Origin of the sequence: Scandinavium sp. UTDF21-P1B (assembly GCF_040750395.1) — a bacterium.
Lineage (GTDB): Bacteria > Pseudomonadota > Gammaproteobacteria > Enterobacterales > Enterobacteriaceae > Scandinavium.
The window spans coordinates 296,467-321,085 of record NZ_JBFLVD010000011.1 but is presented as its reverse complement, the minus strand read 5'-3'; the positions used below and the strand labels follow the sequence as shown (position 1 = coordinate 321,085).

24 protein-coding genes are annotated in these 24,619 nt (G+C 55.2%); 3 read left to right on the top strand and 21 right to left on the bottom strand.

The window, feature by feature from the left end; genetic code table 11:
* Positions 1-154: 154 nt before the first annotated feature.
* From ycfP to hinT, 6 genes are read right to left on the bottom strand one after another with little or no spacing between them, the layout of a single operon-like run.
* The gene (ycfP, locus tag AB1287_RS08105) at positions 155-697 is read right to left on the bottom strand and encodes an alpha/beta hydrolase YcfP (RefSeq protein WP_312628247.1); all 543 of its coding nucleotides are present in this window, start codon (positions 695-697) and stop codon (positions 155-157) included.
* A gap of 36 nt (positions 698-733) precedes the next feature.
* A complete protein-coding gene (gene nagZ, locus AB1287_RS08100; protein WP_312628245.1) occupies positions 734-1,759 on the bottom strand; it encodes a beta-N-acetylhexosaminidase in 1,026 nt (341 codons plus the stop codon).
* The gene (gene thiK / locus AB1287_RS08095) at positions 1,747-2,586 is read right to left on the bottom strand and encodes a thiamine kinase (protein WP_435617451.1); all 840 of its coding nucleotides are present in this window, start codon (positions 2,584-2,586) and stop codon (positions 1,747-1,749) included. Before thiK ends, nagZ begins: the two co-directional genes overlap by 13 nt.
* Positions 2,567-3,196 (bottom strand): penicillin-binding protein activator LpoB, encoded by a 630-nt coding sequence (lpoB, locus tag AB1287_RS08090; RefSeq protein ID WP_312628288.1) that lies wholly within the window; start codon positions 3,194-3,196, stop codon positions 2,567-2,569. Before lpoB ends, thiK begins: the two co-directional genes overlap by 20 nt.
* A 22-nt stretch (positions 3,197-3,218) precedes the next feature.
* On the bottom strand, positions 3,219-3,593 hold the full coding sequence (locus AB1287_RS08085; RefSeq protein ID WP_312628242.1) for a YcfL family protein: 375 nt from the start codon (positions 3,591-3,593) through the stop codon (positions 3,219-3,221).
* A 4-nt stretch (positions 3,594-3,597) separates the two neighbouring features.
* Positions 3,598-3,954, bottom strand: a complete 357-nt coding sequence (gene hinT / locus AB1287_RS08080; protein WP_312628240.1) for a purine nucleoside phosphoramidase — start codon at positions 3,952-3,954, stop codon at positions 3,598-3,600.
* A gap of 296 nt (positions 3,955-4,250) precedes the next feature.
* Between hinT and fhuE the strand changes: the two genes are divergently transcribed.
* Positions 4,251-6,437 (top strand): ferric-rhodotorulic acid/ferric-coprogen receptor FhuE, encoded by a 2,187-nt coding sequence (gene fhuE, locus AB1287_RS08075; protein ID WP_435617450.1) that lies wholly within the window; start codon positions 4,251-4,253, stop codon positions 6,435-6,437.
* 162 nt (positions 6,438-6,599) lie between these two features.
* Here fhuE and ptsG read toward each other — a convergent pair whose 3' ends face one another.
* The 14 genes from ptsG to yceD form a co-directional block, all read right to left on the bottom strand.
* Positions 6,600-8,036: a PTS glucose transporter subunit IIBC gene (ptsG, locus tag AB1287_RS08070; protein WP_312628236.1), complete on the bottom strand. Its 1,437-nt coding sequence runs from the start codon at positions 8,034-8,036 to the stop codon at positions 6,600-6,602.
* 299 nt (positions 8,037-8,335) lie between these two features.
* On the bottom strand, positions 8,336-9,130 hold the full coding sequence (locus tag AB1287_RS08065) for a metal-dependent hydrolase (RefSeq protein WP_435617449.1): 795 nt from the start codon (positions 9,128-9,130) through the stop codon (positions 8,336-8,338).
* Positions 9,131-9,167: 37 nt separating this feature from the next.
* Positions 9,168-10,172, bottom strand: a complete 1,005-nt coding sequence (gene holB, locus AB1287_RS08060) for a DNA polymerase III subunit delta' (RefSeq protein WP_435617448.1) — start codon at positions 10,170-10,172, stop codon at positions 9,168-9,170.
* Positions 10,169-10,810 (bottom strand): dTMP kinase, encoded by a 642-nt coding sequence (gene tmk, locus AB1287_RS08055; protein ID WP_312628231.1) that lies wholly within the window; start codon positions 10,808-10,810, stop codon positions 10,169-10,171. The genes holB and tmk overlap by 4 nt, the downstream gene beginning before the upstream one ends.
* Complete coding sequence (yceG, locus tag AB1287_RS08050; RefSeq protein ID WP_312628230.1) at positions 10,800-11,822, bottom strand: cell division protein YceG; 1,023 nt, start codon at positions 11,820-11,822, stop codon at positions 10,800-10,802. The genes tmk and yceG overlap by 11 nt, the downstream gene beginning before the upstream one ends.
* A complete protein-coding gene (gene pabC, locus AB1287_RS08045) occupies positions 11,819-12,634 on the bottom strand; it encodes an aminodeoxychorismate lyase (RefSeq protein ID WP_435617447.1) in 816 nt (271 codons plus the stop codon). The genes yceG and pabC overlap by 4 nt, the downstream gene beginning before the upstream one ends.
* Before the next feature lie 112 nt (positions 12,635-12,746).
* Positions 12,747-13,988 (bottom strand): beta-ketoacyl-ACP synthase II, encoded by a 1,242-nt coding sequence (gene fabF / locus AB1287_RS08040; protein WP_312628228.1) that lies wholly within the window; start codon positions 13,986-13,988, stop codon positions 12,747-12,749.
* Positions 13,989-14,079: 91 nt separating this feature from the next.
* On the bottom strand, positions 14,080-14,316 hold the full coding sequence (gene acpP, locus AB1287_RS08035; protein WP_003857954.1) for an acyl carrier protein: 237 nt from the start codon (positions 14,314-14,316) through the stop codon (positions 14,080-14,082).
* A 210-nt stretch (positions 14,317-14,526) separates the two neighbouring features.
* A complete protein-coding gene (gene fabG / locus AB1287_RS08030) occupies positions 14,527-15,261 on the bottom strand; it encodes a 3-oxoacyl-ACP reductase FabG (RefSeq protein ID WP_312628227.1) in 735 nt (244 codons plus the stop codon).
* 19 nt (positions 15,262-15,280) lie between these two features.
* Positions 15,281-16,210, bottom strand: a complete 930-nt coding sequence (gene fabD / locus AB1287_RS08025; protein ID WP_435617446.1) for an ACP S-malonyltransferase — start codon at positions 16,208-16,210, stop codon at positions 15,281-15,283.
* Positions 16,211-16,224: 14 nt separating this feature from the next.
* Complete coding sequence (locus tag AB1287_RS08020) at positions 16,225-17,178, bottom strand: beta-ketoacyl-ACP synthase III (protein ID WP_312628224.1); 954 nt, start codon at positions 17,176-17,178, stop codon at positions 16,225-16,227.
* Between the two features lie 6 nt (positions 17,179-17,184).
* Positions 17,185-18,219 carry a phosphate acyltransferase PlsX gene (gene plsX / locus AB1287_RS08015; RefSeq protein ID WP_312628222.1) on the bottom strand — a complete coding sequence of 345 codons (1,035 nt, stop codon included), beginning with the start codon at positions 18,217-18,219 and terminating at the stop codon, positions 17,185-17,187.
* Between the two features lie 80 nt (positions 18,220-18,299).
* On the bottom strand, positions 18,300-18,473 hold the full coding sequence (gene rpmF / locus AB1287_RS08010; RefSeq protein ID WP_000290724.1) for a 50S ribosomal protein L32: 174 nt from the start codon (positions 18,471-18,473) through the stop codon (positions 18,300-18,302).
* Positions 18,474-18,489: 16 nt separating this feature from the next.
* A complete protein-coding gene (yceD, locus tag AB1287_RS08005) occupies positions 18,490-19,011 on the bottom strand; it encodes a 23S rRNA accumulation protein YceD (RefSeq protein WP_312628219.1) in 522 nt (173 codons plus the stop codon).
* A gap of 141 nt (positions 19,012-19,152) precedes the next feature.
* On the opposite strand from yceD, the gene AB1287_RS08000 reads away from it, so the two are divergent.
* The gene (locus AB1287_RS08000; RefSeq protein WP_312628218.1) at positions 19,153-19,737 is read left to right on the top strand and encodes a Maf family protein; all 585 of its coding nucleotides are present in this window, start codon (positions 19,153-19,155) and stop codon (positions 19,735-19,737) included.
* Between the two features lie 72 nt (positions 19,738-19,809).
* Here AB1287_RS08000 and rluC read toward each other — a convergent pair whose 3' ends face one another.
* Positions 19,810-20,763, bottom strand: coding sequence for a 23S rRNA pseudouridine(955/2504/2580) synthase RluC (gene rluC / locus AB1287_RS07995; RefSeq protein WP_312628217.1), 954 nt, complete (start codon positions 20,761-20,763; stop codon positions 19,810-19,812).
* A 694-nt stretch (positions 20,764-21,457) separates the two neighbouring features.
* Here rluC and rne point away from each other — a divergent pair.
* Positions 21,458-24,613 (top strand): ribonuclease E, encoded by a 3,156-nt coding sequence (rne, locus tag AB1287_RS07990; RefSeq protein WP_435617445.1) that lies wholly within the window; start codon positions 21,458-21,460, stop codon positions 24,611-24,613.
* Positions 24,614-24,619: the final 6 nt, after the last annotated feature.

Genomic DNA, 24,619 nt, shown 5'->3' with positions numbered 1-24,619 from the left:
ACCTGACATTAATGTGAAGAATATCACGCGAGGTGCATTGGTCATACCAAAATTGATATGAATCAAGTTTTCTCGCTGAAAAGTTGAGCAAGTGTAGTCGATCGGGAGAGGTTTTTGCGCCTGGAAGCCGAATGCCACCAGGCGCAGAGCGGGATTAGCCGAGGGTTTTGAACGCTTTGATACGCTGCAGGTGCGGGGAAATGTTCTTGAACTTGTGCGTCTGCACTTCGTCCCAGATGATTTCGTAGTAATGATGCAGCAGATCCGCCGAACGTTGGCTGTTCAGGGCTTCATCCTGGCGGGAGAGCACCACCAGGCAGCGATCGCGGTTTTTTTCACGGAAGTTGCTCACGCATTTAGTGGCGATGTCGCTGTATTCTTCCGGACGGTCGATCTTCCCTTCCATGTTCTCATTCGGGAACAGGTTCGGGTTAAAGATAACCTGTCGAATATCACACAGAAAACCAATGCGCTCAGCCCAGTAGCCGCCGAGCCCGACGCCGCAGATAAGCGGCCTGTCGTCGGCGTTGAGCTGCAGCATTTTGTCCACTTCCTTGAGCAAGTGCTGCATATCATGCTTCGGATGGCGCGTGCTGTAGCTTATCAGGCGAACGTCCGGGTCAATAAACTGCAGCTGCAGCACTTTCTCGTGGTTTCCCGGACTGTTTGAGTCAAAACCGTGCAAATAAATAATCATACATCCTCACAACACTGCTAATCCCGTAGCGGGAGATTAAGGAGCGGCTTTGTGGGCCTGCCAGCGTTCGTGCAGTTCATTCAGCTGCGCGCTGACCGTCTTCCAGCGAGCGGAATCCATCAGCTCCTGACGGGTAAATGAACCTTTATGATACAATTTCGTAACACGTTCAGCTTTGATCGGCGACAGGTTATCCAGCACGCTGACCGCGCCTTTACGATTATTGCAGACCAGGATCATATCGCAACCTGCATCCAGAGACGCCTGGCCGCGCTCCGCATAGCTGCCCATGATCGCCGCACCTTCCATCGACAAATCGTCTGAGAAAATCACACCATCAAAGCCCAGCTCGCCGCGGAGAACGGTTTTCAGCCAGTGTGGCGATCCGCTTGCCGGACGTGGGTCGACGTCGCTGTAAATGACGTGCGCAGGCATAATCGCATCGAGACGATTTTCGGTAATCAGCGTCTTGAAAACAGCCATATCTTTCTCGCGAATTTCCGCTTCATCACGCGGGTCACGCGGTGTTTCTTTATGAGAATCGGCGCTGACTGCGCCGTGTCCCGGGAAGTGTTTTCCCGTGGTTTTCATCCCTGCATCGTGCATGCCGTCAATGAAATGGCGCGCCATCGCCAGCGCTTTATGCGGATCGGCATGATAAGAACGTTCGCCAATGGCAGCGCTGATATGACCGACGTCCAGCACCGGCGCAAAGCTGATATCGATATCCATGGCGATCATCTCGGAGGCCATCAGCCAGCCTGCGGCTCTGGCCATTTCGCCGCCCTGCTCCATACCCAGCAGCTCAGCGAAGGATTGTGCAGCCGGTAAGCGGGTGAATCCTTCACGGAAACGCTGAACGCGTCCCCCCTCCTGATCCACTGCGACAACCAGATGGTTTTTCGATGCCGCACGGATCTGGCGCACCAGCTCCCGAAGCTGCGCCGGGTCGTGGTAGTTACGAGTGAATAAAATCAGCCCGCCAACCAAAGGATGCGCCAGAATTTCCCGCTCTTCTGCATCCAGTTCGTAGCCTTCTACATCCAACATCACTGGGCCCACAGTTCTCTCTCCTGTCCTTTATTCGTCATCTGACGCCAGCCCTCATCGGCCAGCGCAATAAATTGTTGGTCGCCGGTCTGCTGCCAGCGGTACTCATACCAGGTGGTCATCAGCATCTGCGTCCAGGGCCGCCATCTTCCGATCTGCCGTATTAACAGCGTTTGATCCAGATGCGCCTGCTTTGCATAAGCGGCGATGAGCGCCGTTTTGTCTTCCGCCCAGACCGCCGCCAGTTCGAGGGCAATATCGCCGTCTGCGGCGTATTCCCAGTCAATGAGCCTTAGCCCTGCGGGCGTGTCGATAATATTCCCGGCATGGATATCCATGTGCAGCGGCGCCAGCCGTAACGGCTGCGGCTCGCCCCGCTTTCGTAGTTTTTTAAGCAAACGAAGCCAGTGCGGCGTGCGGCGTGCCGGACTTGCGCCCTGCCAGTAGCGTTCAAGCAAAGGCAGAATCGCGACTCGCCAGCCAAAGGGCTTTTGCTGATGCAGATGATACAACAGCGCCGCCGTGGCGTCGGCATCCGGAAGCGTGGAAGGGATCGCACCTTCAAGGTATTCCACCGCCATCCAGCCAGAAAAGTAGCCGAGCGGCCTTGGGGCAAGTGAGGCTGGCAGCGCGTGGAGCGCACGATACTGGCGCAGAAAATGAAAATCAGGGGCTGACGGATCGTGATGCTGTCGCAGTACGATCCGCTGCCCCTGACGTTCGATGATGCAGCTTGCTCCACTCAGCCCCGCCGTGGCGGAGCGAGCCAGAGGATGAAAGCCGGGAAAGTAGCGTGACAGGCATTTGTCACGCGTAAGCTTACTGTTGCGCAACCGCACCTTTACCTGACCAAAGGATCTCGCCCGTCTGGACCATCATCAACTGCATGGAAAGCACCGGCGAATTGACGTTGCCCGTGGCATTTGAATAAAGCACATACTGCGCGCCAACGGTACGGGCCAGGCCCATTGCTTTATTGCGGGAGCCCAGGCTGTCCTGCGGGGAAAGACCCAGCTGCTGTTTCGCGACGGCCAGTTGCTGTGGCGACACAAGCGTAAACGTCGTATTGCCTTTCAGCGCACTGGCCAGCACGCCGGTCGCTTCCGCCGTATTCAGCGAACCGTTGGTGCGGTTATTCACGCTGTCCACCAGCAGCACGCTGCCCGCGGTGACGCCGTCGGCCTTCAGCATTTTCGCCACCAGCGGCTGTGCTGCACCGTTCCAGTCGTAGTGACGTACGCGCGGAGCAGGCTGTTCAGGCTGCGTGGCGCCGTTTTCAATCGGGCCTGGCTGAGTGGGAATCGTCGGCACCGTCGGCACCGTGGTTGGCGGCGTCTGGGGTTGTTCCGGCGTCGGTTTTGCTTCCTCTACCGGCGCAGGCTGCTCTCGTTGCCCCACGCACCCTGACAGAAAAATGGCCACCGCCGCGATAAACGCATAGCGACTCAGTTTGCTCATTACTTTTTACCCCTCAAAGATAAAGATAAAGCCGGACTTTATGCGCACCCAGACTGTTTGCGCTGCCGTAAAGTGTGACCGAAGAGTGAGCCGGGATTGTCACCGTACGCGGTGCTTCCAGCGGATGCATTTCCAGCCCTCGAGCGTCATACCAGTAAAAACGATAGTGAACGGTGACCGGCGTGGCGCGTTCGTTATAAAGCCGAGAGGACGCTGTTGCCTGAATTTCTGATGTGGTTAAGTCCGGGTTTTCGGCACTGATCCCGGCCGCCAGCACGTTCGCTTCCATCACCAGCGTTTGCTGCTCTCCCACAGGGATTTCCGGGTGCGAGCCGCAGCCCGCCAGCAACGCCGCCGTCAACAGGACAGCAATTCGGCCACCTTTCATTGTCTTATCCTTTGTGCGCAAGCATAGGGCCCAGCGGACGGCCACCCAGCAGGTGCATATGAATGTGGTAGACTTCCTGACCGCCGTGGCGGTTGCAGTTCACAATCAGACGATAGCCCTCTTCAGCAATACCTTCCGCTTCAGCGATTTTCGCCGCCACCGTCATCATGCGTCCTAAGGCCAGTTCATGTTCAGCCGTGACGTCGTTAACCGTGGGAATCAGCACGTTAGGGACGATCAGAATATGGCTTGGTGCCTGAGGCGAGATATCACGAAAAGCCGTCACCAGTTCATCCTGATAAACAATATTCGCCGGAATTTCACGACGAATGATTTTGCTGAAAATCGTTTCTTCTGCCATGGTCTGTTCCTTTTTGTAGATGACCGTTTCGTCTTGGGTCTTTTACTGACAACGTAAGAGTATGAGCGACTTACTTCATCTCTTTCAAGCCGTACCCGCTTTTTTCTTCCCCATTCCTGGATTGGCTGCTGGTTGCTTGAACACTCCTCCTTTATTTCATCTCTCAGCAGATTTCAAAACAAAGTTTCAGGTGCACGCTTACATTTGTTTACACCAGTAATATGAATGCGTATATTTCGCATTTGCATTTTCATGCAGCATCACACCTATAACACAGCCAACATAAGGGTTTATCGATGTCTTTCACTTTTGACACCAGAGAGAAGCCGCAAAAACTGTCCACGTCGCCTTCCCGCCTCGCCGCCTGCATAGCGTTCGCACTGTTGCCTGCCGCCGTTTATGCGGCAGATAACAGTAAAAAAGAAACGGTGGTGGTTGAAGGCACAGCAGATAACGTATCCGATAACGCTCAGGATCAGGATTACAGCGTCAAGACCACCACCACTGGCACCAAACTTTTATTAGTGCCGCGCGACATTCCACAGTCCGTGAGCGTGATCAGCCAGCAGCGCATGAAAGATCAGAATCTCCAGACCATCGGCCAGGTTCTGACCAATACGACCGGCGTCACGGCACAGGTTCAGGACAGCGACCGTACGGTGTTTTATTCACGCGGCTTCTTCGTCAGCAACTATGCCTACGACGATTTGCCAACCTCCATCAGTGAAGTGTGGAACTTCGGCGACACCGCCACCGACACCGCCATTTATGACCGCATCGAAGTGGTACGCGGGGCAACGGGCCTGATGAGCGGCACCGGCAACCCGGCGGCCTACGTCAATATGGTGCGCAAGCACGCCGACAGCCGTGATTTTCAGGGCAACGCCACCGTAAGCTACGGCAGCTGGGACAAACAGCGCTACGTGCTCGATTTACAGGCCCCTCTCGTGGAGTCCGGGAACGTGCGCGGGCGCGTAATTGCAGGCTATCAGGACAACGACTCCTGGATGGACAACTATCACTACCGCAAAAAGTTTCTTTACGGTGTTGTGGATGCCGACATAACCGACAGCACCACGCTGTCGCTCGGCTATGAATATCAGGAAAGCAGCACCGCCAATCCAACATGGGGCGGCCTGCCAACGTGGTATGCGGACGGCAGCAAAACCCATTACACCCGAAGCGACACCGTGGCACCGGACTGGGCATACTCCGACAAAGACAGCACCAAAGTCTTTGCCAACTTCACCCAGCGCTTCGACAACGGCTGGGAAGCGCACGTTAACGGCATGCACGCTGAAACTAATTTCGATACCAAACTGATGTACATGTCCGGCTACCCGGACAAAGACACCGGCGGCGGAATGGTGGGCTACGGCGGCTGGAACCGCGGCGAACGTAAACAGGATGCGGTGGATGCCTTCCTGCGCGGCGGCTTCGAGCTGTTTGGTCGCCAGCATGAAATGATGGTCGGCGGCAGCCTCAGCCACCAGCGTAACCATTACGACAACTCAATGCCCGACGCCCTCTACGGCATGGTCGATATCGGCAGCTTCAAAAACTGGAACAGTAATATTGCCGATCCGCAGTGGACTGCGTGGAAGCTCTACAGCAAAGATGATATCAACCAGTCTTCGGCGTATACCTCCGCGCGCTTCTCGCTGCTCGATCCGCTGCACCTGATCCTGGGTGCTCGCTATACCAACTACAACATCAAGTACAATCCGGCTGGCGCACCGGATACCCGTCTGGAAAGCACCAAAGATGACGTAACGCCGTATGCAGGCCTGGTCTATGACATCAACGAGGACTGGTCAGCGTATGCCAGTTATACCAATATCTTCCAGCCGCAGGACAAACGCGACGCCAACGGACGCTATCTCGATCCGACCACCGGTAAAAGCTACGAAGCTGGGGTTAAAGCCGACTGGTTCAACACTCGTCTGACAACCTCGCTGGCGGTGTTCCGTATCGAGCAGGATCACGTGGCGAACAATACTTACACCTATTTGCCCAGCGGTGAATCCATCTATGAATCGCTCGATGGCGTGGTAAGTAAAGGGGTGGAGTTTGAACTGAACGGCGCGCTGACGGACAACTGGCAGCTCACCTTCGGCGCGACCCGCTACGTGGCGGAAGACAAAGAAGGTAATGCGGTCAGCTCCGATCAGCCACGCACGACGTTCAAATTGTTCACCCGCTACCAGCTGCCGATGCTGCCTGAGCTCTCTGTCGGCGGTGGTATGAACTGGCAGAACAAAACCTGGGCGAAGGTCGACGGCGGGCCAAACGGCCGTGACTACATCGATCAGGGCAGCTACGGCCTGGTTAACCTCTTTAGCCGCTATCAGGTGACGAAAAACTTTGCCCTGCAGGCTAACGTCAATAACCTGTTCGACAAAGAGTACTACGACTACGTTGGGTCCTATCTCGTGTATGGCGCACCGCTGAACTTCTCGGTATCTGCCAGCTACGACTTCTGAGATTTACACCAGCTCCGAGCGGTCTGATGCCCTCACCCCGTCCCTCTCCCACGTGGAGAGGGTGCAAACACTAAAAACCTTCTCTGAAGAGAAGGTTTTGCAGTTTACCTCGTAAAAAAGGCAGCCAGATGGCTGCCTTTTCTTTTCTCCCCAAATCACACCTTAGTTGTTGCGGATGTAATCATCCATTTCGGTTTTCAGGTTATCGGACTTGGTGCCGAAAATAGCCTGAACGCCGGAACCTGCAACAACCACACCTGCCGCGCCCAGTTTCTTCAGGCCAGCCTGGTCAACTTTTGCCACGTCGGCAACGCTGACACGCAGACGAGTGATACACGCGTCGAGGTTAGTGATGTTTTCTTTGCCGCCGAATGCCGCAATCAGAGCTGGGGCCATTTCACCGCCGGCTGCGCCTGCTTTGGACTCTTCGGTTGCATCTTCACGACCCGGGGTCTTCAGATCCAGCGCTTTAATCAGCACGCGGAACACGGTGTAGTACACCGCTGCATAGCACAGACCAACGATCGGGAACAGCCACAGCTTGCTGCTGTTGCCGGACAGAACGATGAAGTCGATCAGACCGTGGGAGAAGGACGTACCGTCACGCATACCCAGCAGGATACAGATTGGGAACGCCAGACCCGCCAGAATCGCGTGAATGATGTACAGGATCGGAGCCACGAACATGAAGGAGAATTCGATTGGCTCGGTGATACCGGTCAGGAATGAGGTCAGCGCAGCGGAGATCATGATCCCGCCCACTTTCGCGCGGTTCTCTGGTTTAGCAGAGTGCCAGATAGCGATAGCGGCAGCAGGCAGACCGTACATTTTGAACAGGAAGCCGCCAGACAGTTTACCTGCAGTCGGGTCACCAGCCATGTAGCGTGGGATGTCACCGTGGAACACCTGGCCTGCGGCGTTGGTGTATTCACCAATCTGCATCTGGAATGGAACGTTCCAGATATGGTGCAGACCAAATGGCACCAGGCAACGCTCAATGAAGCCATAGATACCGAACGCAACAACCGGGTTCTGGTACGCAGCCCACTGAGAGAATTCCTGAATAGCCGTACCAATTGGTGGCCAGATGAAGGACAGAACAACACCCAGGAAGATAGCCGTCAGGCCGGAGATAATCGGAACAAAGCGTTTGCCCGCAAAGAAGCCCAGGTACTCTGGCAGCTTGATGCGGTAGAAACGGTTGAACATGTAGGCAGCAATAGCACCAGCGATGATACCGCCGAGAACACCAGTATCGGCCAGGTGTTTCGCTGCGATCTCTTCTGCAGGTAAATGCAGAACCAGCGGTGCAACCACGGCCATGGTTTTCACCATGATGCCATAAGCAACAACCGATGCCAGCGCAGATACGCCGTCGTTATTGGTAAAGCCCAGCGCCACACCGATAGCGAAGATAAGCGGCATGTTGGCGAAGACAGAACCGCCCGCTTCCGCCATAACATGGGAAACGACGGCTGGCAGCCAGCTGAAGTTTGCAGAACCGACGCCCAGCAGGATACCTGCGATAGGAAGAACGGATACTGGCAGCATCAGCGATTTACCGACCTTCTGCAGGTTAGCAAATGCATTCTTGAACATAATTGAGAGTGCTCCTGAGTATTTGTGCTTTTTTTACGCTTTCACGCATTGGCGAAGGGGGAGAACTTCGCCGTGTACAGGACATCTGAGCGTCCTTTTATTTATTACGCAGAGTAAAATAATTCGGATTATTTTTGTTTGACAGCCATCACGTTTCAGCCAGCAATCGCAGAAATCCTTGCACTATTTTACAAAAGTTGTTTCTGAGCGTTACAAACGGGACGTACACCGCCCTTTTTGAGGCGGTGAACTTTACTCGCTTTAAATATTAATTACGAGCTTTAAAATAAGCTGACGAATCAGGCAGATTGCAGGCGGGCGGGGTCGATATGGAAGAGCGCGGCGAAGTTTTCGGTGGTCTGTTGCGCCAGTTGCTCAAGCGACACCCCTTTCAGCACGGCCATGTACTCTGCAACATCGCGAGTCATCGCCGGCTGGTTCTCTTTCCCACGGTGCGGTACCGGTGCCAGGTACGGTGAATCCGTTTCCACCAGAATCCTGTCGAGAGGCACATAACGTGCCGCATCGCGCAGTTGCTCAGCATTGCGGAACGTCACGATGCCGGAAAACGAGATATAGAAGCCCAGATCGAGCAGCTTGCCCGCCGTCTCTTTGTCCTCTGTGAAACAGTGTAGTACGCCTCCGCAATCCGTCACTTTTTCATCGCGCAGGATCGCCAGCGTGTCTTCCCGTGCATCCCGCGTATGAACGATGACCGGTTTGTTCAGCTCACGACCAATACGGATATGATGCGCGAAAGACTCCTGCTGGCGGAGTTTAGTTTCCGGCGTGTAATAATAATCGAGGCCCGTTTCCCCCAACGCGACTACGCCCTCTTCCGCCGCCATCCGGCGAAGGTCTGCAACATCATAGCTTTCATCCTGGTTCAGCGGGTGAACGCCGCAGGAAAACACAACATTGTTCCGTGAGCCGACCAGATCGCGCATCCCGCGGTATCCCGGCAAAGTGGTTGCAACCGCCAGACAGAACTTCACGTCGCGCGCCGCGGCTTTCGCCAGCACGTCGTCCACGTCTTTGTGCAGGGACTGATAATCGAGGCCATCGAGATGGCAGTGCGAGTCGACTAAGAACATGATGTCTCTCTTAATATTGTCTTTATACAGGTGATGTTTAATGGAATGGCGTCGGCAGCGGGCTCGTAGCATGGAGCCAGTGTTCCCAGCGCAGCAGGCGATCGTTGAGCATGAGCTCCCGGTTGAGTCCGGTAACGCTCTGGAGCTGCTCCCGACACTCGCAGGCGTCGCGGGCCATTGCCTGCAAGCGCGCTGCGGAAACCTGACCCGCCACTCGCTGAATCAGCGGCCCGGCATCCACATTGGTTAACAATGTAATGCCCTGCTGCATTTTTTGCGCATCCAGCAGCAGCGAAGTCAGCCAGTAAAGCCGCTCCGCTACGTTGTCGTTATTAAGCACCGGCAGCAGCGAAAGCCAGTCACCGCTTTGCAGCGCGCCATCCAGCGCAGCGCAGAGCTGCTGACGGGCAGCAGAATGTTTTTCCTCAAGCAGTTCGAGCGCTGCTGCAGGCGCACCGGCGGTTAAGCGTAAGGCCGTCAGCAGGCTCTCTTGTGACATTGTCACTTCCCGACCGAGCCAGGCCAGACCGTAATTTTCAGCCGGCGGGGCGAGATGGAAATGGCGACAGCGGCTACGCAAGGTGGCAAGCAGCCGGGCGGGCTCTTCACATTGCAGGAAGAACCAGGTGTTTTCCGGCGGTTCTTCCAGGGTTTTCAGCAGAGCATTCGCTGCGGCCTCTGTCAGCAAGGCCGCATCGCTCAACCAAACGACCTTCGCCCCACCAAGCCGGGCACGCTCATACAATTTTTCGGTAACGTCACGTACCGCGTCGATGCCAAGCGTACTCTTACCTTTTTCAGGCTCAAGCTGATAGTAGTCGGGATGCGTGCCCGCCTGCATTAGCTGGCAGCTGTGACATTTCCCGCAGCTTTTTTGGCCTTCCGGTGTGTGGCACATCTGGAAGCGCACCAGCGCATAGACCAGCGCCTCCGCACCCAGGCCGGGCAACGCCTGCACTAACAGCGCGTGGTGACCACGACCGGACTGGTAGCAGGTGACCAGCTGTTCAAACGGCGGGCGCAGCCACGGATACCATTTCATGCGCCCTGCTCCTCAACCCAGGCGGCCAGCATGCTGCGAATATCCTGCATCACTGTTTCAAGCGGCTGCGTCGCGTCAATGGTACGAATAGTCGGATCCTGCGCAGCCAGCTCCAGATAACGGGCGCGGGTGCGATGGAAGAAGTTGAAGGATTCCTGCTCAATACGATCGAGATCGCCGCGAGCTCGGGCACGCTTTAGACCCACTTCCGGCGTAACGTCGAGGTAGAGCGTAAGGTCCGGGCGGAAATCACCGAGTACCGCATCACGCAGCGTGGTGAGCAAGTGCTGATCGATACCACGTCCGCCGCCCTGATACGCCTGCGTTGAGAGATCGTGGCGATCGCCAATCACCCATTTGCCTTCAGCCAGCGCCGGTTTAATGACTGTTTCAACAAGCTGTACACGAGCGGCATAGAACATCAGCACTTCCGCTTTATCAGTAATGACTTCATCGCCGACGGATTTGATATCCAGCACCAGGCTACGCAGTTTTTCCGCCAGCACGGTGCCACCAGGTTCGCGGGTGAACACCAGCTCACGGATGCCCATCTGCTCGAGGGTTTCCACTACCAGATTACGCGCGGTGGTTTTCCCTGCGCCTTCCAGGCCTTCGATGACGATATATTTACTGCGCATTTTTTTCCTTAAGTACTTTCAGGTAATCCTGCACCGAGCGGTTATGGCTCGCGAGATTGGTATTAAAAGTGTGCCCGCCTTTGCCGTCGGCCACAAAATAGAGATACGGCGTTTTTGCCGGATGCGCGGCAGCATTCAATGAGGCCTCACCCGGCGTGGCAATCGGACCTGGCGGCATTCCGGCAATGACGTAGGTATTGTACGCCGTTGGCGTCTCGAGATCCTTGCGGTTCAGTTTGCCATTATAGCTTTCACCCATGCCGTAGATCACGGTCGGGTCGGTTTGCAGACGCATGCCGATACGCAGGCGGTTGATGAACACAGACGCGACTTTGTCGCGCTCAGCGGCAACGGCAGTCTCTTTTTCGACGATCGAAGCCATGGTCATCAGCTGGTTTTTATCCTGATACGGCAGGTTGTCCGTCCGTCCTTCCCAGGCCTCATCAACTGCCTTCACCATTTTCTGATGCGCGCGCTTGAGGATCTGGATATCCGTGGTGTTGGCCGTGTACATCCAGGTATCTGGCCAGAACCAGCCTTCCACCCAGTCGGCATGCTCCAGCTTCAGCGCTTCGGCAACGGTGGCATAGCTGTCGTCTTTCAGCGTGTGCCTGACGTAAGGCGCTTCTCGCAGCTGTTTAAGGTAATCGCTGACGCGCATTCCTTCGATAAAGCGCAACGGGAACTGAGCCTCTTTGCCGCTGGCCAGAAGCTGCAGCATATCGCGCACGCTCATCCCTGGCGTCAGGCGATAAGTACCGGCTTTAAAGTGAGAGAGCTCTGGCTCAACGCGAAGCAACCACTGAAATACGCGCGGACGATTAATGATTTTTTCCACATAAAGGGAATCCCCCAACGCCATACGACCAGTACCGGCCTTGAGGGTAAAAATAGTGTCTTCTTTAATCAGAATTTTGCTTGTCGCAAACTCGCGAACTTTCCACATTCCGACGCCAGCGGCAAGGACAAACGCAACCAACAGCAGGAGGACAAACCGAAACATTTTCTTCATGACTTCTTCGACTGCTCACAAAGGGGGGCCAAAAATTCAAACAGCTCGCGCGACAGATAGCGAGCCTCAGCAAACTGGTTTACGGGCACAACGGGCATCAGCGCATTGCAGATCAGCACTTCATCAGCCTGACGAACGGCATCCTCCCGGGCACTGACTTCGACAACGTGAAAACGACTTTGTGCCAGTACGGAGAGACAATGCTGCCGCATGATACCGTTAACGCCAGCGTGCTCCAGGCGAGGAGTAAATACGGTATTCCCGGCTCGCCAGAATAAATTAGCCGCACAGCATTCCGTAACCCAGCCTTCGCTGTCAAGCACCAGCGCCTCATCGGCCTGCGTCTGCTCAAGTTGCGCGCGAATCAGCACCTGCTCCAGGCGGTTGAGATGCTTGAGGCCAGCCAGCATCGGGTTACGCCCGAGTCTGACCGGGCTTAGCGCAAGTGTAATACCTTGCTGCTGCCACCGGGGATAATGTGCCGGTGCGGGAGAGAGGCTAAGAATACGCGTTGGGGAATAACACGCCGAAGGGCTGTAGCCCCGGCCCCCTTTTCCACGGGTGATAATGACTTTCAGCACGCCATCCTGCTGTGTCTGCGCAAGCGCGCGCATTTCCTGGCTAAGCGTGGGCCACTCAGAAAAAGGGATCAGGAGTGCGCGGCAGGTATTCTGCAACCTTTGCAGGTGTTGCTCTAAAAACTCGGGAACGCCACGCGAGATGCGGACCGTGGTAAAACAGCCATCACCAAACTGGACGCCGCGGTCACTCGCGGCAAGTGAATCCTGTTCCACACCATTAATCAAGACCATCGCAGCTCCTTATCAGTGGCCCGTAAGTCTGGCAGGGGGAACACGGGATCTCAAGCGGAAAAAACGCAAAGAAAAGGCCTGCATGGCAGGCCTTTATCATCAGGGCGAATCATCAGACCTTTTTGAAGATCAGCGATCCGTTGGTGCCACCAAAGCCGAAGGAGTTACACAGGGTGTACTCCATGCCGCTGACCTGGCGTGCTTCGTGAGGAACGAAGTCGAGGTCAATCCCCTCTTCCTGGTTATCCAGGTTGATGGTAGGCGGAACGGCCTGGTCGCGCAGGGCCAGAATCGAGTAGATCGACTCAACCGCACCCGCAGCACCCAGCAGGTGGCCGGTCATGGATTTGGTGGAGCTGACCATTACGCGGCTGGCTACATCACCAAACACAGATTTAACGGCCTGTGCTTCAGCAATGTCACCCGCAGGGGTGGATGTACCGTGGGCGTTCACGTAGCCAATCTGGCCAGGCTCAATGCCCGCATCACGAATGGCATTCACCATCGCCTGCGCTGCACCTGCGCCATTTTCCGGCGGTGACGTCATGTGATAGGCATCGCTGCTCATGCCAAAACCAACGAGTTCAGCATAGATTTTCGCGCCGCGCTTTTTCGCGTGCTCATACTCTTCGAGCATCAGGATACCTGCCCCGTCGCCCAGTACGAACCCATCACGGTCTTTATCCCACGGCCGGCTCGCCGCCTGAGGATTATCGTTACGGGTTGACAGCGCGCGCGCCGCACCAAAGCCACCCACGCCGAGCGGGGTGCTGGCTTTTTCAGCACCGCCAGCCAGCATCGCATCTGCGTCGCCGTAGGCAATCATGCGTGCCGCATGGCCGATGTTATGCACACCGGAGGTACACGCCGTGGCAATAGAAATGCTAGGGCCACGTAAACCAAACATGATGGTCAGGTGACCGGCCACCATGTTAACAATCGTGGACGGGACGAAGAAGGGGCTAATCTTACGTGGACCGCCGTTAACCAGCGAACTGTGGTTTTCTTCGATTAAGCCAAGACCGCCGATACCCGAGCCGATTGCGGCACCGATACGTGAGGCGTTCTCTTCCGTCACTTCAAAGCCAGAATCCTGCATGGCCTGAATGCCAGCGACAATTCCATATTGAATGAAGGCATCCATCTTGCGCTGATCTTTACGCGAGATAAATTCTTCACAGTTAAAATCCTTTACTAAGCCAGCAAATTTGGTTGCATAGGCGCTAGTATCGAAATGGTCGATTAGGCTGATGCCGCTCTGACCGGCAAGAAGAGATTTCCAGGTGGACTCTACGGTATTGCCGACAGGAGACAACATGCCAAGTCCGGTCACAACTACACGACGCTTAGACACGCTTGTCCTCCAGGGAGGGATGATAAAAAAGAGAAAAAAAGGGGCAACAGATAAAACTCAGGCGGTCGAGTGACCGCCTGGAGATGTTCACTTACGCCTGGTGGCCGTTGATGTAATCAATGGCAGCCTGAACGGTGGTGATTTTCTCAGCTTCTTCGTCCGGAATCTCAGTATCAAACTCTTCTTCCAGAGCCATTACCAGCTCAACGGTGTCAAGAGAATCAGCGCCCAGGTCTTCAACGAAAGATGCGGAGTTAACAACTTCTTCCTGCTTAACGCCCAGCTGTTCGCCGATAATTTTCTTAACGCGTTCTTCGATAGTGCTCATACTCTTAAATTTCCTATCAAAACTCGCTTTCGCGATGGTTTTCGTAGTGTATAAAATGTTGAAAAATTTGCAACTAAATCCCGGCAGGTCTTACCACGATTTTACGCTATTTTGCGGGTGTTTGCCCTCATAACGCAAATCATTTTGCACATATTACTGCTCAGAATCGCACAGAGTGCGCGGTTCCTGAGCATTTTGTGCAAACTACGGTCAGACCATGTACATCCCGCCGTTGACGTGCAGGGTTTCACCAGAGATGTAACCTGCTTCGTCAGACGCTAAGAATGCAACCGCACTGGCGATTTCTTTTGCATCGCCGAGGCGACCCGCTGGAACTTGCGCCAGAATACCCGCACGCTGATCGTCTGACAGCGCACGCGTCATGTCCGTTTCAATGAAGCCCGGAGCAACAACGTTCACCGTAATACCGCGGGACGCAACTTCGCGCGCCAGCGATTTACTGAAGCCGATCAAGCCCGCTTTCGCCGCAGCGTAGTTGGCCTGACCAGCATTTCCCATGGTACCAACCACAGAACCGATAGTGATAATACGACCATGACGCTTTTTCATCATAGCTCGCATTACCGCTTTTGACAGACGGAAAACTGATGACAGGTTGGTTTCGAGAATGTCGTTCCACTCATCATCTTTCATTCGCATTAACAGGTTATCGCGAGTGATTCCGGCATTATTGACCAGAATATCCACTTCGCCAAACTCTGCGCGAATATTTTCCAGAACAGATTCGATAGATGCCGGATCGGTCACATTCAACATCAGACCTTTACCGTTTGCACCCAGATAATCGCTGATGGCCTGAGCACCATTTTCGCTGGTAGCGGTTCCGACAACTTTCGCGCCACGGGCAACGAGCGTTTCAGCGATAGCACGGCCAATGCCGCGGCTTGCACCGGTAACCAGCGCAACTTTTCCTTCAAAACTCATGGTTTTGCTTTTCCTCTTCTTATTGCTCAAGCGCCGCTGACATCGCCGCCGGCTCGTTAATGGCCGAGGCAGTCAGGGTGTCAACAATACGTTTTGTCAGCCCGGTGAGGACTTTACCCGGGCCCACTTCATACAGGTGTTCAACGCCCTGGGTAGCCATAAACTCAACGGTTTTGGTCCACTGTACCGGGCTGTAGAGCTGGCGAACCAGCGCATCACGAATCGCGTCTGCGGCCGCTTCACACTTCACATCCACGTTATTGATAACCGGGATCTGCGGTGCATTAAAGGTGATTTTTGCGAGTTCAACAGCCAGCTTCTCAGCGGCAGGCTTCATTAGCGCACAGTGTGAAGGAACGCTCACCGGCAGAGGCAGCGCACGCTTAGCGCCCGCAGCTTTACAGGCGGCACCAGCACGCTCAACGGCTTCTTTGTGCCCGGCGATAACCACCTGGCCTGGAGAGTTGAAGTTTACCGGGGAAACCACCTGCCCTTCAGCAGACTCTTCGCATGCTTTGGCGATAGCTGCATCGTCCAGACCGATGATCGCAGACATGCCACCCGTACCTTCAGGCACGGCTTCCTGCATGAATTTTCCACGAAGTTCGACCAGCTTCACCGCATCAGCGAAGGCAATCACGCCAGCACAAACCAGCGCTGAGTATTCACCAAGGCTGTGACCGGCCATCAGCGCAGGCGCTTTACCGCCCTGCTGCTGCCAGACACGATACAGTGCGACGGAGGCAGTCAGCAGCGCAGGCTGAGTCTGCCAGGTTTTGTTCAGTTCTTCTGCCGGGCCCTGCTGGGTCAATGCCCACAGGTCATAGCCGAGCGCCGCAGAGGCTTCTGCGAAGGTTTCTTCGATAACCGGATAGCTCGCAGCCATATCGGCTAACATGCCAACGGTCTGAGACCCCTGTCCCGGAAACACAAATGCAAATTGCGTCATCTTATAATCCTTAATTAGAAACGAACCAGTGCAGAGCCCCAGGTGAAACCACCGCCGAAGGCTTCGAGCAGCACAAGCTGACCGCGCTTAATGCGGCCATCGCGTACGGCTTCATCAAACGCGCACGGCACGGATGCAGCGGAAGTGTTGCCATGACGATCGAGCGTGACAACCACGTTCTCCATCGGCATGCCCAGCTTTTTCGCCGTCGCGCTGATGATGCGCAGGTTAGCCTGATGCGGCACCAGCCAGTCGAGGGCAGTACGCTCAAGATGATTAGCCGCCAACGTCTCTTCAACGATGTTAGCCAGCTCTTTCACCGCGACCTTGAAGACTTCATTCCCTGCCATGGTCAGGTGAATCGAGTTTTCCGGATGAACGCGGTCTGCGTTCGGCAGCGTCAGCAGCTCGCCGTAGTTACCATCCGCATGCAGGTGCGTGGAGATGATCCCTGGCTCTTCTGAAGCACTGAGTACGACGGCTCCTGCGCCATCGCCAAAAATAATGATCGTGCCGCGATCGGTTGGATCGCAGGTGCGAGCCAGCACGTCGGCACCGATAACCAGCGCGTGCTTCACGGCACCAGACTTCACATACTGATCGGCAATGCTCAGCGCGTAGGTAAAGCCTGCGCAGGCGGCCGCAACGTCAAACGCCGGGCAACCTTTAATCCCCAGCATGGACTGGATTTGGCATGCGGCACTTGGGAAAGCATGGGTCGCAGATGTGGTTGCCACTATAATCAGGCCAATCTGTTCAGCATCGATACCCGCCATGTCCAGCGCGCGCTTAGCGGCTTCATAGCCCATGGTTGAGACAGTTTCATCTGGCGCGGCGATACGACGCTCACGGATACCTGTGCGGGTGACAATCCACTCGTCAGACGTATCCACCATTTTTTCCAGATCGGCGTTCGTACGCACTTGTTCAGGCAGATAGCTGCCGGTACCTACAATCTTCGTATACATGTACGCTCAGTCTTTTGGTGGTAATACAGATTCGAGGCGAGCGGCGATCCGCTGTGGGACCTCACGCTGCACCGCCTGCACTGCCTGTTCAATCGCCACGCTAAACGCGCGCTGATTGGCTGCACCATGACTCTTAATCACCGTGCCGCGCAATCCTAACAGACAGGCGCCATTATACTGGTCGGGGTTGAGGTGACTGAATCGCCTTGAGAGGCTTTTTTGTAACCAATGCTTCAAAATTTTCAGCCACCACGGTCGTTTTTTCCCCTCGCCCTGAGATTTCAGCAGGGAAAGAAACATCCTGACAACGCCTTCCATCGTTTTTAATGTGACGTTTCCCGTAAAACCGTCACAAACCAGCACATCAGTTTTGCCGGTTAATAATTCGTTGGCTTCGAGATAACCAATATAGTTGAGGGATTCGACATTTTTCAGCATCGCAGAAGCATCGCGAATGCTGTCAAGCCCCTTGGTCTCTTCTTCGCCAATGTTCAGTAGCGCAACGCGCGGTTTCGAGATGCCAGCCACTTCTTCGGCCATCACGGCGCCCATCACCGCAAACTGCACCAGCATGGTACTGTCGCAATCGACGTTGGCACCTAAATCCAGCACCACCGTTTTGCCTTTTTGCTGATGCGGCAAAATCGTCACCAGCGCCGGGCGCTCAATCCCTTCAATAGGTTTAAGCAGTAGTTTTGCCAGCCCCATCAGCGCACCGGTATTGCCAGCGCTGACGCAGGCCTGGGCCCTTCCTTCTTTCACCAACTCAAGCGCAATACGCATCGAGCTTCCCCGGCTGTTGCGAATCGCCTGAGCCGGGCGGACATCACTGGCAATAACTGACTGGGCAGGGATAATCTGCAGACGTGAACGTTGTTCGAAGTCAGCTTTGGCAAGTAATGGCGTTATGGTGTCGGGGTCACCGACGAGAAGAAGCGAGAGCTGTGGGTTAGCGTGCAGTGCCTGCAAGGCTGCAGGCACCGTCACGGAAGGGCCAAAATCGCCCCCCATGACATCCAACGCTAAGGTCAGACGTGTCAAGGTTTCGTCGCCGCCTGGTTCGGTGTATCCCCCGCTTGCGCGGGGAAATCCTCACTAAGCTTCATCACGCTTGCGCGTGATTACTTAGCGATAACCTTGCGACCGCGGTAGAAACCGTCGGCAGTGATGTGGTGACGCAGGTGTTTCTCACCAGAAGTCTTGTCTACAGACAGGCTGGTAACTGCAGTCAGAGCGTCATGGGAACGACGCATGCCACGTTTGGAACGAGTTGGTTTATTCTGTTGTACGGCCATGGACCTTACTCCTCAATTACTTACGCTTTAAGCTGGCTAATACGGCAAATGGGTTTGGTTTTTGTGCCTCTTCAGGCAGTTCGCCAAAGACCATGTCCGCGTCGGACACTTCACAGTGTTCAGAATCATGCACCGGAACCACAGGCAAAGAGAGGATAATTTCATCCTCGACTAAAGCCCGCAGATCGATTTCACCGTATTCGTTAACCTGAATCGGTTCATACGCTTCCGGGAGTGCTTCAGCCTGCTCATCATTCTTGACCGGGCTGAAACAATACGTTGTGTGAACGGCAAGGGGGAACGGTTTCCCGCAGCGCTGGCATTCGAGAGTCACCGCCACCTTTGCATCGCCCTTAATAACGGCGAGACGCTGGTTGTCGATGGCGAACGTCATGTCGCATTCCACATCACTGTCCACACTGACTACAGACTCGGCAAGACGCTCCACCTGCTCCGGGGTGTAAACACCCTCGTAGTCGAGGCGTTTTTGAGCGGTGCGAACCGGATCAAGAGTCAGGGGTAATTTTACCTTTTGCATAGGGCGCGCATATTAACTTTGTAACGTCATAGAGTCAAAGAAAAAGGCACCCGCGGGAGCCTTTTGCCAATTATTCGCACACATTGCGGCCTGTAGTTTAAAATGTCGCAATCCGAATCACCAGATCCTGGTTAAAAAATTATGCCGCAGCTTATTCTAGCCTCCACCTCACCTTATCGCCGCGAACTGCTGAAAAAGCTCGAGGTCCCCTTCCAGTGCGCCGCTCCTGAAGTTGATGAGCTTGCCCTGCCCGGCGAATCTCCGCGTCAGCTCGTATTAAGGCTGGCCCAGGCCAAAGCGATGGCGCTGGCAAAACGCTTCCCCGATCATCTTATTATTGGATCCGATCAGGTCTGCGTGCTGGGTGGGAAAATTGCCGGTAAACCGCACACCGAAGAAAAGGCGCGTAGCCAACTGCGTGAGGCCAGCGGACACGTCGTGACCTTCTATACAGGACTGGCGCTCTATAACAGCGCTAACGGTCACCTGCAAACCGAATGTGAGCCGTTTGACGTTCACTTTCGTCATCTGAGCGACGCTGAGATTCATCATTACATCCAGAAAGAGCAGCCGCTGAACTGTGCCGGCAGCTTTAAGAGCGAAGGGTTAGGTATTTCTCTGTTCGAGCGTCTGGACGGGCGCGATCCGAACACGCTGATAGGGTTGCCGCTGATTGCCTTATGCAAAATGCTGCGTAATGAGCAGTTTAATCCGCTATTACGTTGACTGAACAACGTCGGGGGACTGCGCTCACCCGACCGACAAATAGCAGAACGCCCCTTTCGGGGCGCTGGGGTATCACTTCTGGCTTCGTAACACCTTCAGACAGTGCTTGAGCCCGTTGTCCATTGGCGCTTCGATACGCAACGTTTCACCGGTTCCAGGATGCGTAAACTTCAGCGCGGCGGCGTGCAGGAACAGGCGATTTAATCCTGTGCCTGCCAGTTGCTTATCAAACTCCCGGTCGCCATATCTGTCGTCAAACGCAATCGGATGACCGGCGTGAAGCGTATGAACGCGGATCTGGTGGGTTCGTCCGGTTACCGGGCTACAGCGCACCAGCGTCGCAAACTCAAATCGCTCTTCAACCTTAAAACGGGTTTCCGAAGGTTTTCCTTCCTGGCTGACGCGCACGATGCGCTCGCCGCTTTGCAGAATGTTTTTCAGTAATGGTGCCTGCACCACTTTCGTATGCGACTGCCACTGGCCGCGAACCAGCGCCAGATAATCTTTCTGCATACCTTTCTCACGCAGCTGCTCGTGTAATGAGCGAAGCGCAGAACGTTTCTTCGCAACCAGCAGCACGCCTGATGTATCGCGGTCAAGACGATGTACCAGTTCAAGGAACCGCGCTTCAGGGCGCAGCGCACGCAGCCCTTCAATCACGCCGAAGCTCAAGCCGCTGCCGCCATGCACCGCCGTGCCTGATGGCTTATTCAGCACCAGAATATGGTCATCTTCATAAAGGATAACGTCGCTCAGTGCGGCAACTTTTTGCAGATGCGGCGACACCGCGTCCTCTTCACGTTCGGCTACGCGCACCGGCGGGATACGCACTTCATCGCCCGCTTCCAGCTTATATTCCGGCTTCACGCGCTTTTTATTTACGCGCACTTCACCTTTACGCAGGATGCGATAAATCATGCTTTTTGGCACGCCCTTCAGCTGGGTGCGCAAAAAGTTGTCAATTCGTTGCCCCGCCTCATCGTCGGCGATGGCAACCATTTTTACGGTCGGTGTCTCAGTTTTCATGGGGGGCGATTCTAAAGAGGCACAGGCATTCGCGCCACTCCTTTTTCTGTGCTTATATTAACTTCGTTGCGGTACTCATTTTTTGATGCACTGACTGGATTGCTGCTTATTAGAGCAATCGGTTCCGGGAAGTGAAAAAACTGTGAGTAACCGGGTGATAAATGGTAAAAGTCATCTTGCTATAACAAGGTTAGCAGGGAATAATGATGCCGTTTTCCGTGCTGAGTCCTTGTAAGTACAAGCAGTAAACGGAATGACCCATTTTGTCTGAACGATTTTTTATGCAGCAATGGCGTAAGACGTATTTATCTTTCAGACAGTTAGCGGGCTGCGGGTTGCAGTCCTTACCGGTTGATACTCTCTATTTCAAGCTGCAGGAAGGCGGCAAACCTGGGATCTCCAGGCGCTACTCCAGTAGATGGCTGGGGTAAGCAGGTGAAGCCAACGCACCTGCAACTTGAAAGACTATGAGTATAGAAGGAACCTTCTCTGGAGAATTTTCCCAGGCTGTTCCCCTGAATAATTGCGCTGTGTTTCCGTTTGAAACACAGGCTACCGACACTTTGCGCCTCTTAAGCGAGCGACAACCGTGAGGTTGGCGACGTGAACAGTCACGAGGCCATCGGTTTACCCCCGGCAAGGAAAACTCTGCCCGTAGCTTAGTCGTCAATGCAAGAATAATGAGTAAGTTACGATGAAAAGAATGTTAATCAACGCCACTCAGCAAGAAGAGTTGCGTGTCGCCCTCGTTGATGGGCAGCGTCTGTACGATCTGGATATCGAAAGCCCAGGACACGAACAGAAAAAAGCGAACATCTACAAAGGCAAAATTACCCGTATTGAACCCAGCCTTGAAGCCGCATTCGTTGACTACGGTGCCGAGCGTCACGGTTTCCTCCCCCTCAAAGAAATCGCCCGCGAATACTTCCCTGCTAACTACAATGCTCATGGCCGCCCGAACATCAAAGATGTGCTGCGTGAAGGCCAGGAAGTCATTGTGCAGATCGATAAAGAAGAGCGTGGCAACAAAGGCGCCGCGCTGACTACCTTTATCAGCCTTGCGGGCAGCTATCTGGTACTGATGCCGAACAACCCACGCGCCGGTGGTATTTCCCGTCGCATCGAAGGTGACGATCGTACCGAACTGAAAGAAGCCCTTTCCAGCCTGCAGCTGCCGGACGGCATGGGCCTGATCGTGCGCACCGCAGGCGTCGGCAAATCTGCCGAAGCGCTGCAGTGGGATCTCAGCTTCCGCCTGAAGCACTGGGAAGCCATCCAGAAAGCCTCCGAAAGCCGCCCTGCTCCCTTCCTGATTCACCAGGAAAGTAACGTTATCGTGCGTGCTTTCCGTGACTACCTGCGTCAGGACATCGGCGAAATCCTCATTGATAATCCGAAAGTGCTTGAGCTGGCTCGCCAGCACATCGCTGCGCTCGGTCGTCCGGATTTCAGCAGCAAAATTAAGCTCTACACCGGTGAAATCCCGCTGTTCAGCCACTATCAAATCGAGTCGCAGATTGAATCTGCGTTCCAGCGCGAAGTGCGTCTGCCGTCCGGTGGTTCTATCGTTATCGACAGTACCGAAGCGCTGACCGCTATCGACATTAACTCCGCGCGTGCAACCCGCGGTGGCGACATCGAAGAAACCGCTTTCAACACCAACCTGGAAGCAGCCGATGAAATCGCTCGCCAGCTGCGTCTGCGTGACCTCGGCGGCCTGATCGTTATCGACTTCATCGACATGACGCCAGTTCGTCACCAGCGTGCGGTGGAAAACCGTCTGCGTGAAGCCGTCCGTCAGGATCGTGCGCGCATTCAGATCAGCCACATCTCTCGCTTCGGCCTGCTGGAGATGTCCCGTCAGCGCCTGAGCCCGTCGCTCGGTGAGTCCAGCCATCACGTTTGCCCACGCTGTAGCGGCACCGGCACCATCCGTGATAACGAATCTCTGGCGCTGTCTATTCTGCGTCTGATTGAAGAAGAAGCGCTGAAAGAGAACACCCAGGAAGTCCACGCGATCGTTCCTGTTCAGGTAGCGTCTTACCTGCTGAACGAAAAACGTGCGGCCATCAGCGCCATCGAAACCCGTCAGGGTGGCGTGCGCTGCATCGTCGTACCAAACGATCAGATGGAAACCCCACACTACTCCGTACTGCGCGTTCGTAAAGGCGAAGAGACTCAGACCCTGAGCTATCTGCTGCCGAAACTGCACGAAGAAGAGATGGCAATGCCATCTGAGGATGAACCAGCTGAACGTAAACGCCCTGAGCAGCCTGCTCTGGCAACGTTCGTGATGCCGGATGCACCTCCTGCACCGGTCGCTGAAGTGGCGAAAGCCGCTGCACCGGAAGCAAAAGCAGTAGCCCCTGCTGCACCGGGTCTGGTTTCCCGCATTCTCGGTGCGCTGAAGTCAATGTTCAGCAGCGAAGCGCCAGCCGTGGCTGAGCCTGAACCGGTTAAAAAAGAAGAGAAACCAGAGCGCCAGCAGGATCGTCGCCGTTCTCGTCAGTCTAACCGCCGCGACCGTAATGACCGTGATCGCAACGACCGTCGCGATAACCGTGGCGAGCGTGGTGACCGCGATAATCGTGGTGAGAACAGCGAAGGTCGCGAAGACAACCGCCGCAACCGTCGTGAGAAGCCGCAGCAGAACGCTGAAACCCGTGAAGCACGCCAGCAGAACGTGGTGGAAGACGCAGATAAAGCGAAATCCCGCGACGAGCAGCCGCCGCGCCGTGAACGTAACCGTCGTCGTAATGATGACAAGCGTCAGGCACAGCCGGACGTAAAAGTTCAGGCCGAGCAGCCAGTTCAGGAAACCGAACAGGAAGAACGCGTTCAGACTATGCCGCGTCGCAAGCAGCGTAACCTGGCGCAGAAAGTCCGCATCGAAACCGCCGCAGAAACCGCGGAAAGAACCGCAGCTTTTGGTGAAACCGCAGCCCCGCTTGAAGCTGTTCCGGCTACCAGCACTGAGCTTGCTAAAGTCGATCTGCCAGCCGTCGTTGACGTACAGGCTGAAGACGAAAACGCAGAAGGTCGTGATACCGCAGGCATGCCGCGTCGCTCCCGTCGTTCTCCGCGCCACCTGCGCGTGAGCGGCCAGCGTCGTCGTCGCTACCGCGATGAGCGTTACCCGACCCAGTCCGCCATGCCGCTGACCGTTGCCTGCGCATCGCCAGAAATGGCTTCCGGTAAAGTGTGGATCAGCTATCCGGTGGCTCGCGCTCAGGAGAACCTGGCAGAAGAGACTCGCGAACAGGAAACCGTTGTGCCAGTCATTGAAATTGCCCCGGTCGAAGCGCCAGCGCCAGTTGCTGAAGCAGCTGCACCAGTCGCAGCTGATGAACCTGCTGTAGTGGCAGAACCGCAGGCAGTGGAAGCTGAAGTAACAGCACCTGTTGTGGAAACCACGCATCCGGAAGTGATTGCTGCGCCTGTTGATGAAGCGCCGCAGATCATTGCTGAAGTGGATGCTGTTGTCGCAGAAACCGTAGCGGAAGAAGCGAAACCAGCCGTGGCAGAGCCCGCCGCAGTGGAAGAAGTGGAAAGCGTTATCGCTGCAGCTCAGCCAGCGGCGGTAGAAGCGCCAGCGCCAGTTGCCGCACCAGCTCCGGCAGTTGAAACGCCGGTCAAGGCTGCCGTTGCTGAACAACCAGCCGTGGTCGCTAACAAACACGCAACCGCCCCGATGACGCGTGCACCAGCACCGGAATATGTGCCGGAAGCACCGCGTCACAGCGACTGGGTTCGCCCGGCCTTCGGCTTCGAAGGTAAAGGCGCAGCCGGTGGCCACAGCGCCACCCACACGGCAACCGCCGGCCCTACTCGCCCACAGTCAAACGACTAAGCGACA

What these genes read in the sequence shown, in the direction of transcription:
- AB1287_RS08065 (WP_435617449.1), bottom strand. Translation starts at nt 9,130, where the DNA reads ATGTTCTTAGTCGACTCGCACTGCCATCTCGATGGCCTCGATTATCAG.
- tmk (WP_312628231.1), bottom strand. Translation starts at nt 10,810, where the DNA reads ATGCGCAGTAAATATATCGTCATCGAAGGCCTGGAAGGCGCAGGGAAA.
- AB1287_RS08020 (WP_312628224.1), bottom strand. Translation starts at nt 17,178, where the DNA reads ATGTATACGAAGATTGTAGGTACCGGCAGCTATCTGCCTGAACAAGTG.
- holB (WP_435617448.1), bottom strand. Translation starts at nt 10,172, where the DNA reads ATGAAATGGTATCCGTGGCTGCGCCCGCCGTTTGAACAGCTGGTCACC.
- acpP (WP_003857954.1), bottom strand. Translation starts at nt 14,316, where the DNA reads ATGAGCACTATCGAAGAACGCGTTAAGAAAATTATCGGCGAACAGCTG.
- yceD (WP_312628219.1), bottom strand. Translation starts at nt 19,011, where the DNA reads ATGCAAAAGGTAAAATTACCCCTGACTCTTGATCCGGTTCGCACCGCT.
- ycfP (WP_312628247.1), bottom strand. Translation starts at nt 697, where the DNA reads ATGATTATTTATTTGCACGGTTTTGACTCAAACAGTCCGGGAAACCAC.
- rne (WP_435617445.1), top strand. Translation starts at nt 21,458, where the DNA reads ATGAAAAGAATGTTAATCAACGCCACTCAGCAAGAAGAGTTGCGTGTC.
- AB1287_RS08000 (WP_312628218.1), top strand. Translation starts at nt 19,153, where the DNA reads ATGCCGCAGCTTATTCTAGCCTCCACCTCACCTTATCGCCGCGAACTG.
- AB1287_RS08085 (WP_312628242.1), bottom strand. Translation starts at nt 3,593, where the DNA reads ATGAAAGGTGGCCGAATTGCTGTCCTGTTGACGGCGGCGTTGCTGGCG.
- yceG (WP_312628230.1), bottom strand. Translation starts at nt 11,822, where the DNA reads ATGAAGAAAATGTTTCGGTTTGTCCTCCTGCTGTTGGTTGCGTTTGTC.
- hinT (WP_312628240.1), bottom strand. Translation starts at nt 3,954, where the DNA reads ATGGCAGAAGAAACGATTTTCAGCAAAATCATTCGTCGTGAAATTCCG.
- ptsG (WP_312628236.1), bottom strand. Translation starts at nt 8,036, where the DNA reads ATGTTCAAGAATGCATTTGCTAACCTGCAGAAGGTCGGTAAATCGCTG.
- rpmF (WP_000290724.1), bottom strand. Translation starts at nt 18,473, where the DNA reads ATGGCCGTACAACAGAATAAACCAACTCGTTCCAAACGTGGCATGCGT.
- fabD (WP_435617446.1), bottom strand. Translation starts at nt 16,210, where the DNA reads ATGACGCAATTTGCATTTGTGTTTCCGGGACAGGGGTCTCAGACCGTT.
- fhuE (WP_435617450.1), top strand. Translation starts at nt 4,251, where the DNA reads ATGTCTTTCACTTTTGACACCAGAGAGAAGCCGCAAAAACTGTCCACG.
- pabC (WP_435617447.1), bottom strand. Translation starts at nt 12,634, where the DNA reads ATGGTCTTGATTAATGGTGTGGAACAGGATTCACTTGCCGCGAGTGAC.
- rluC (WP_312628217.1), bottom strand. Translation starts at nt 20,763, where the DNA reads ATGAAAACTGAGACACCGACCGTAAAAATGGTTGCCATCGCCGACGAT.
- fabG (WP_312628227.1), bottom strand. Translation starts at nt 15,261, where the DNA reads ATGAGTTTTGAAGGAAAAGTTGCGCTGGTTACCGGTGCAAGCCGCGGC.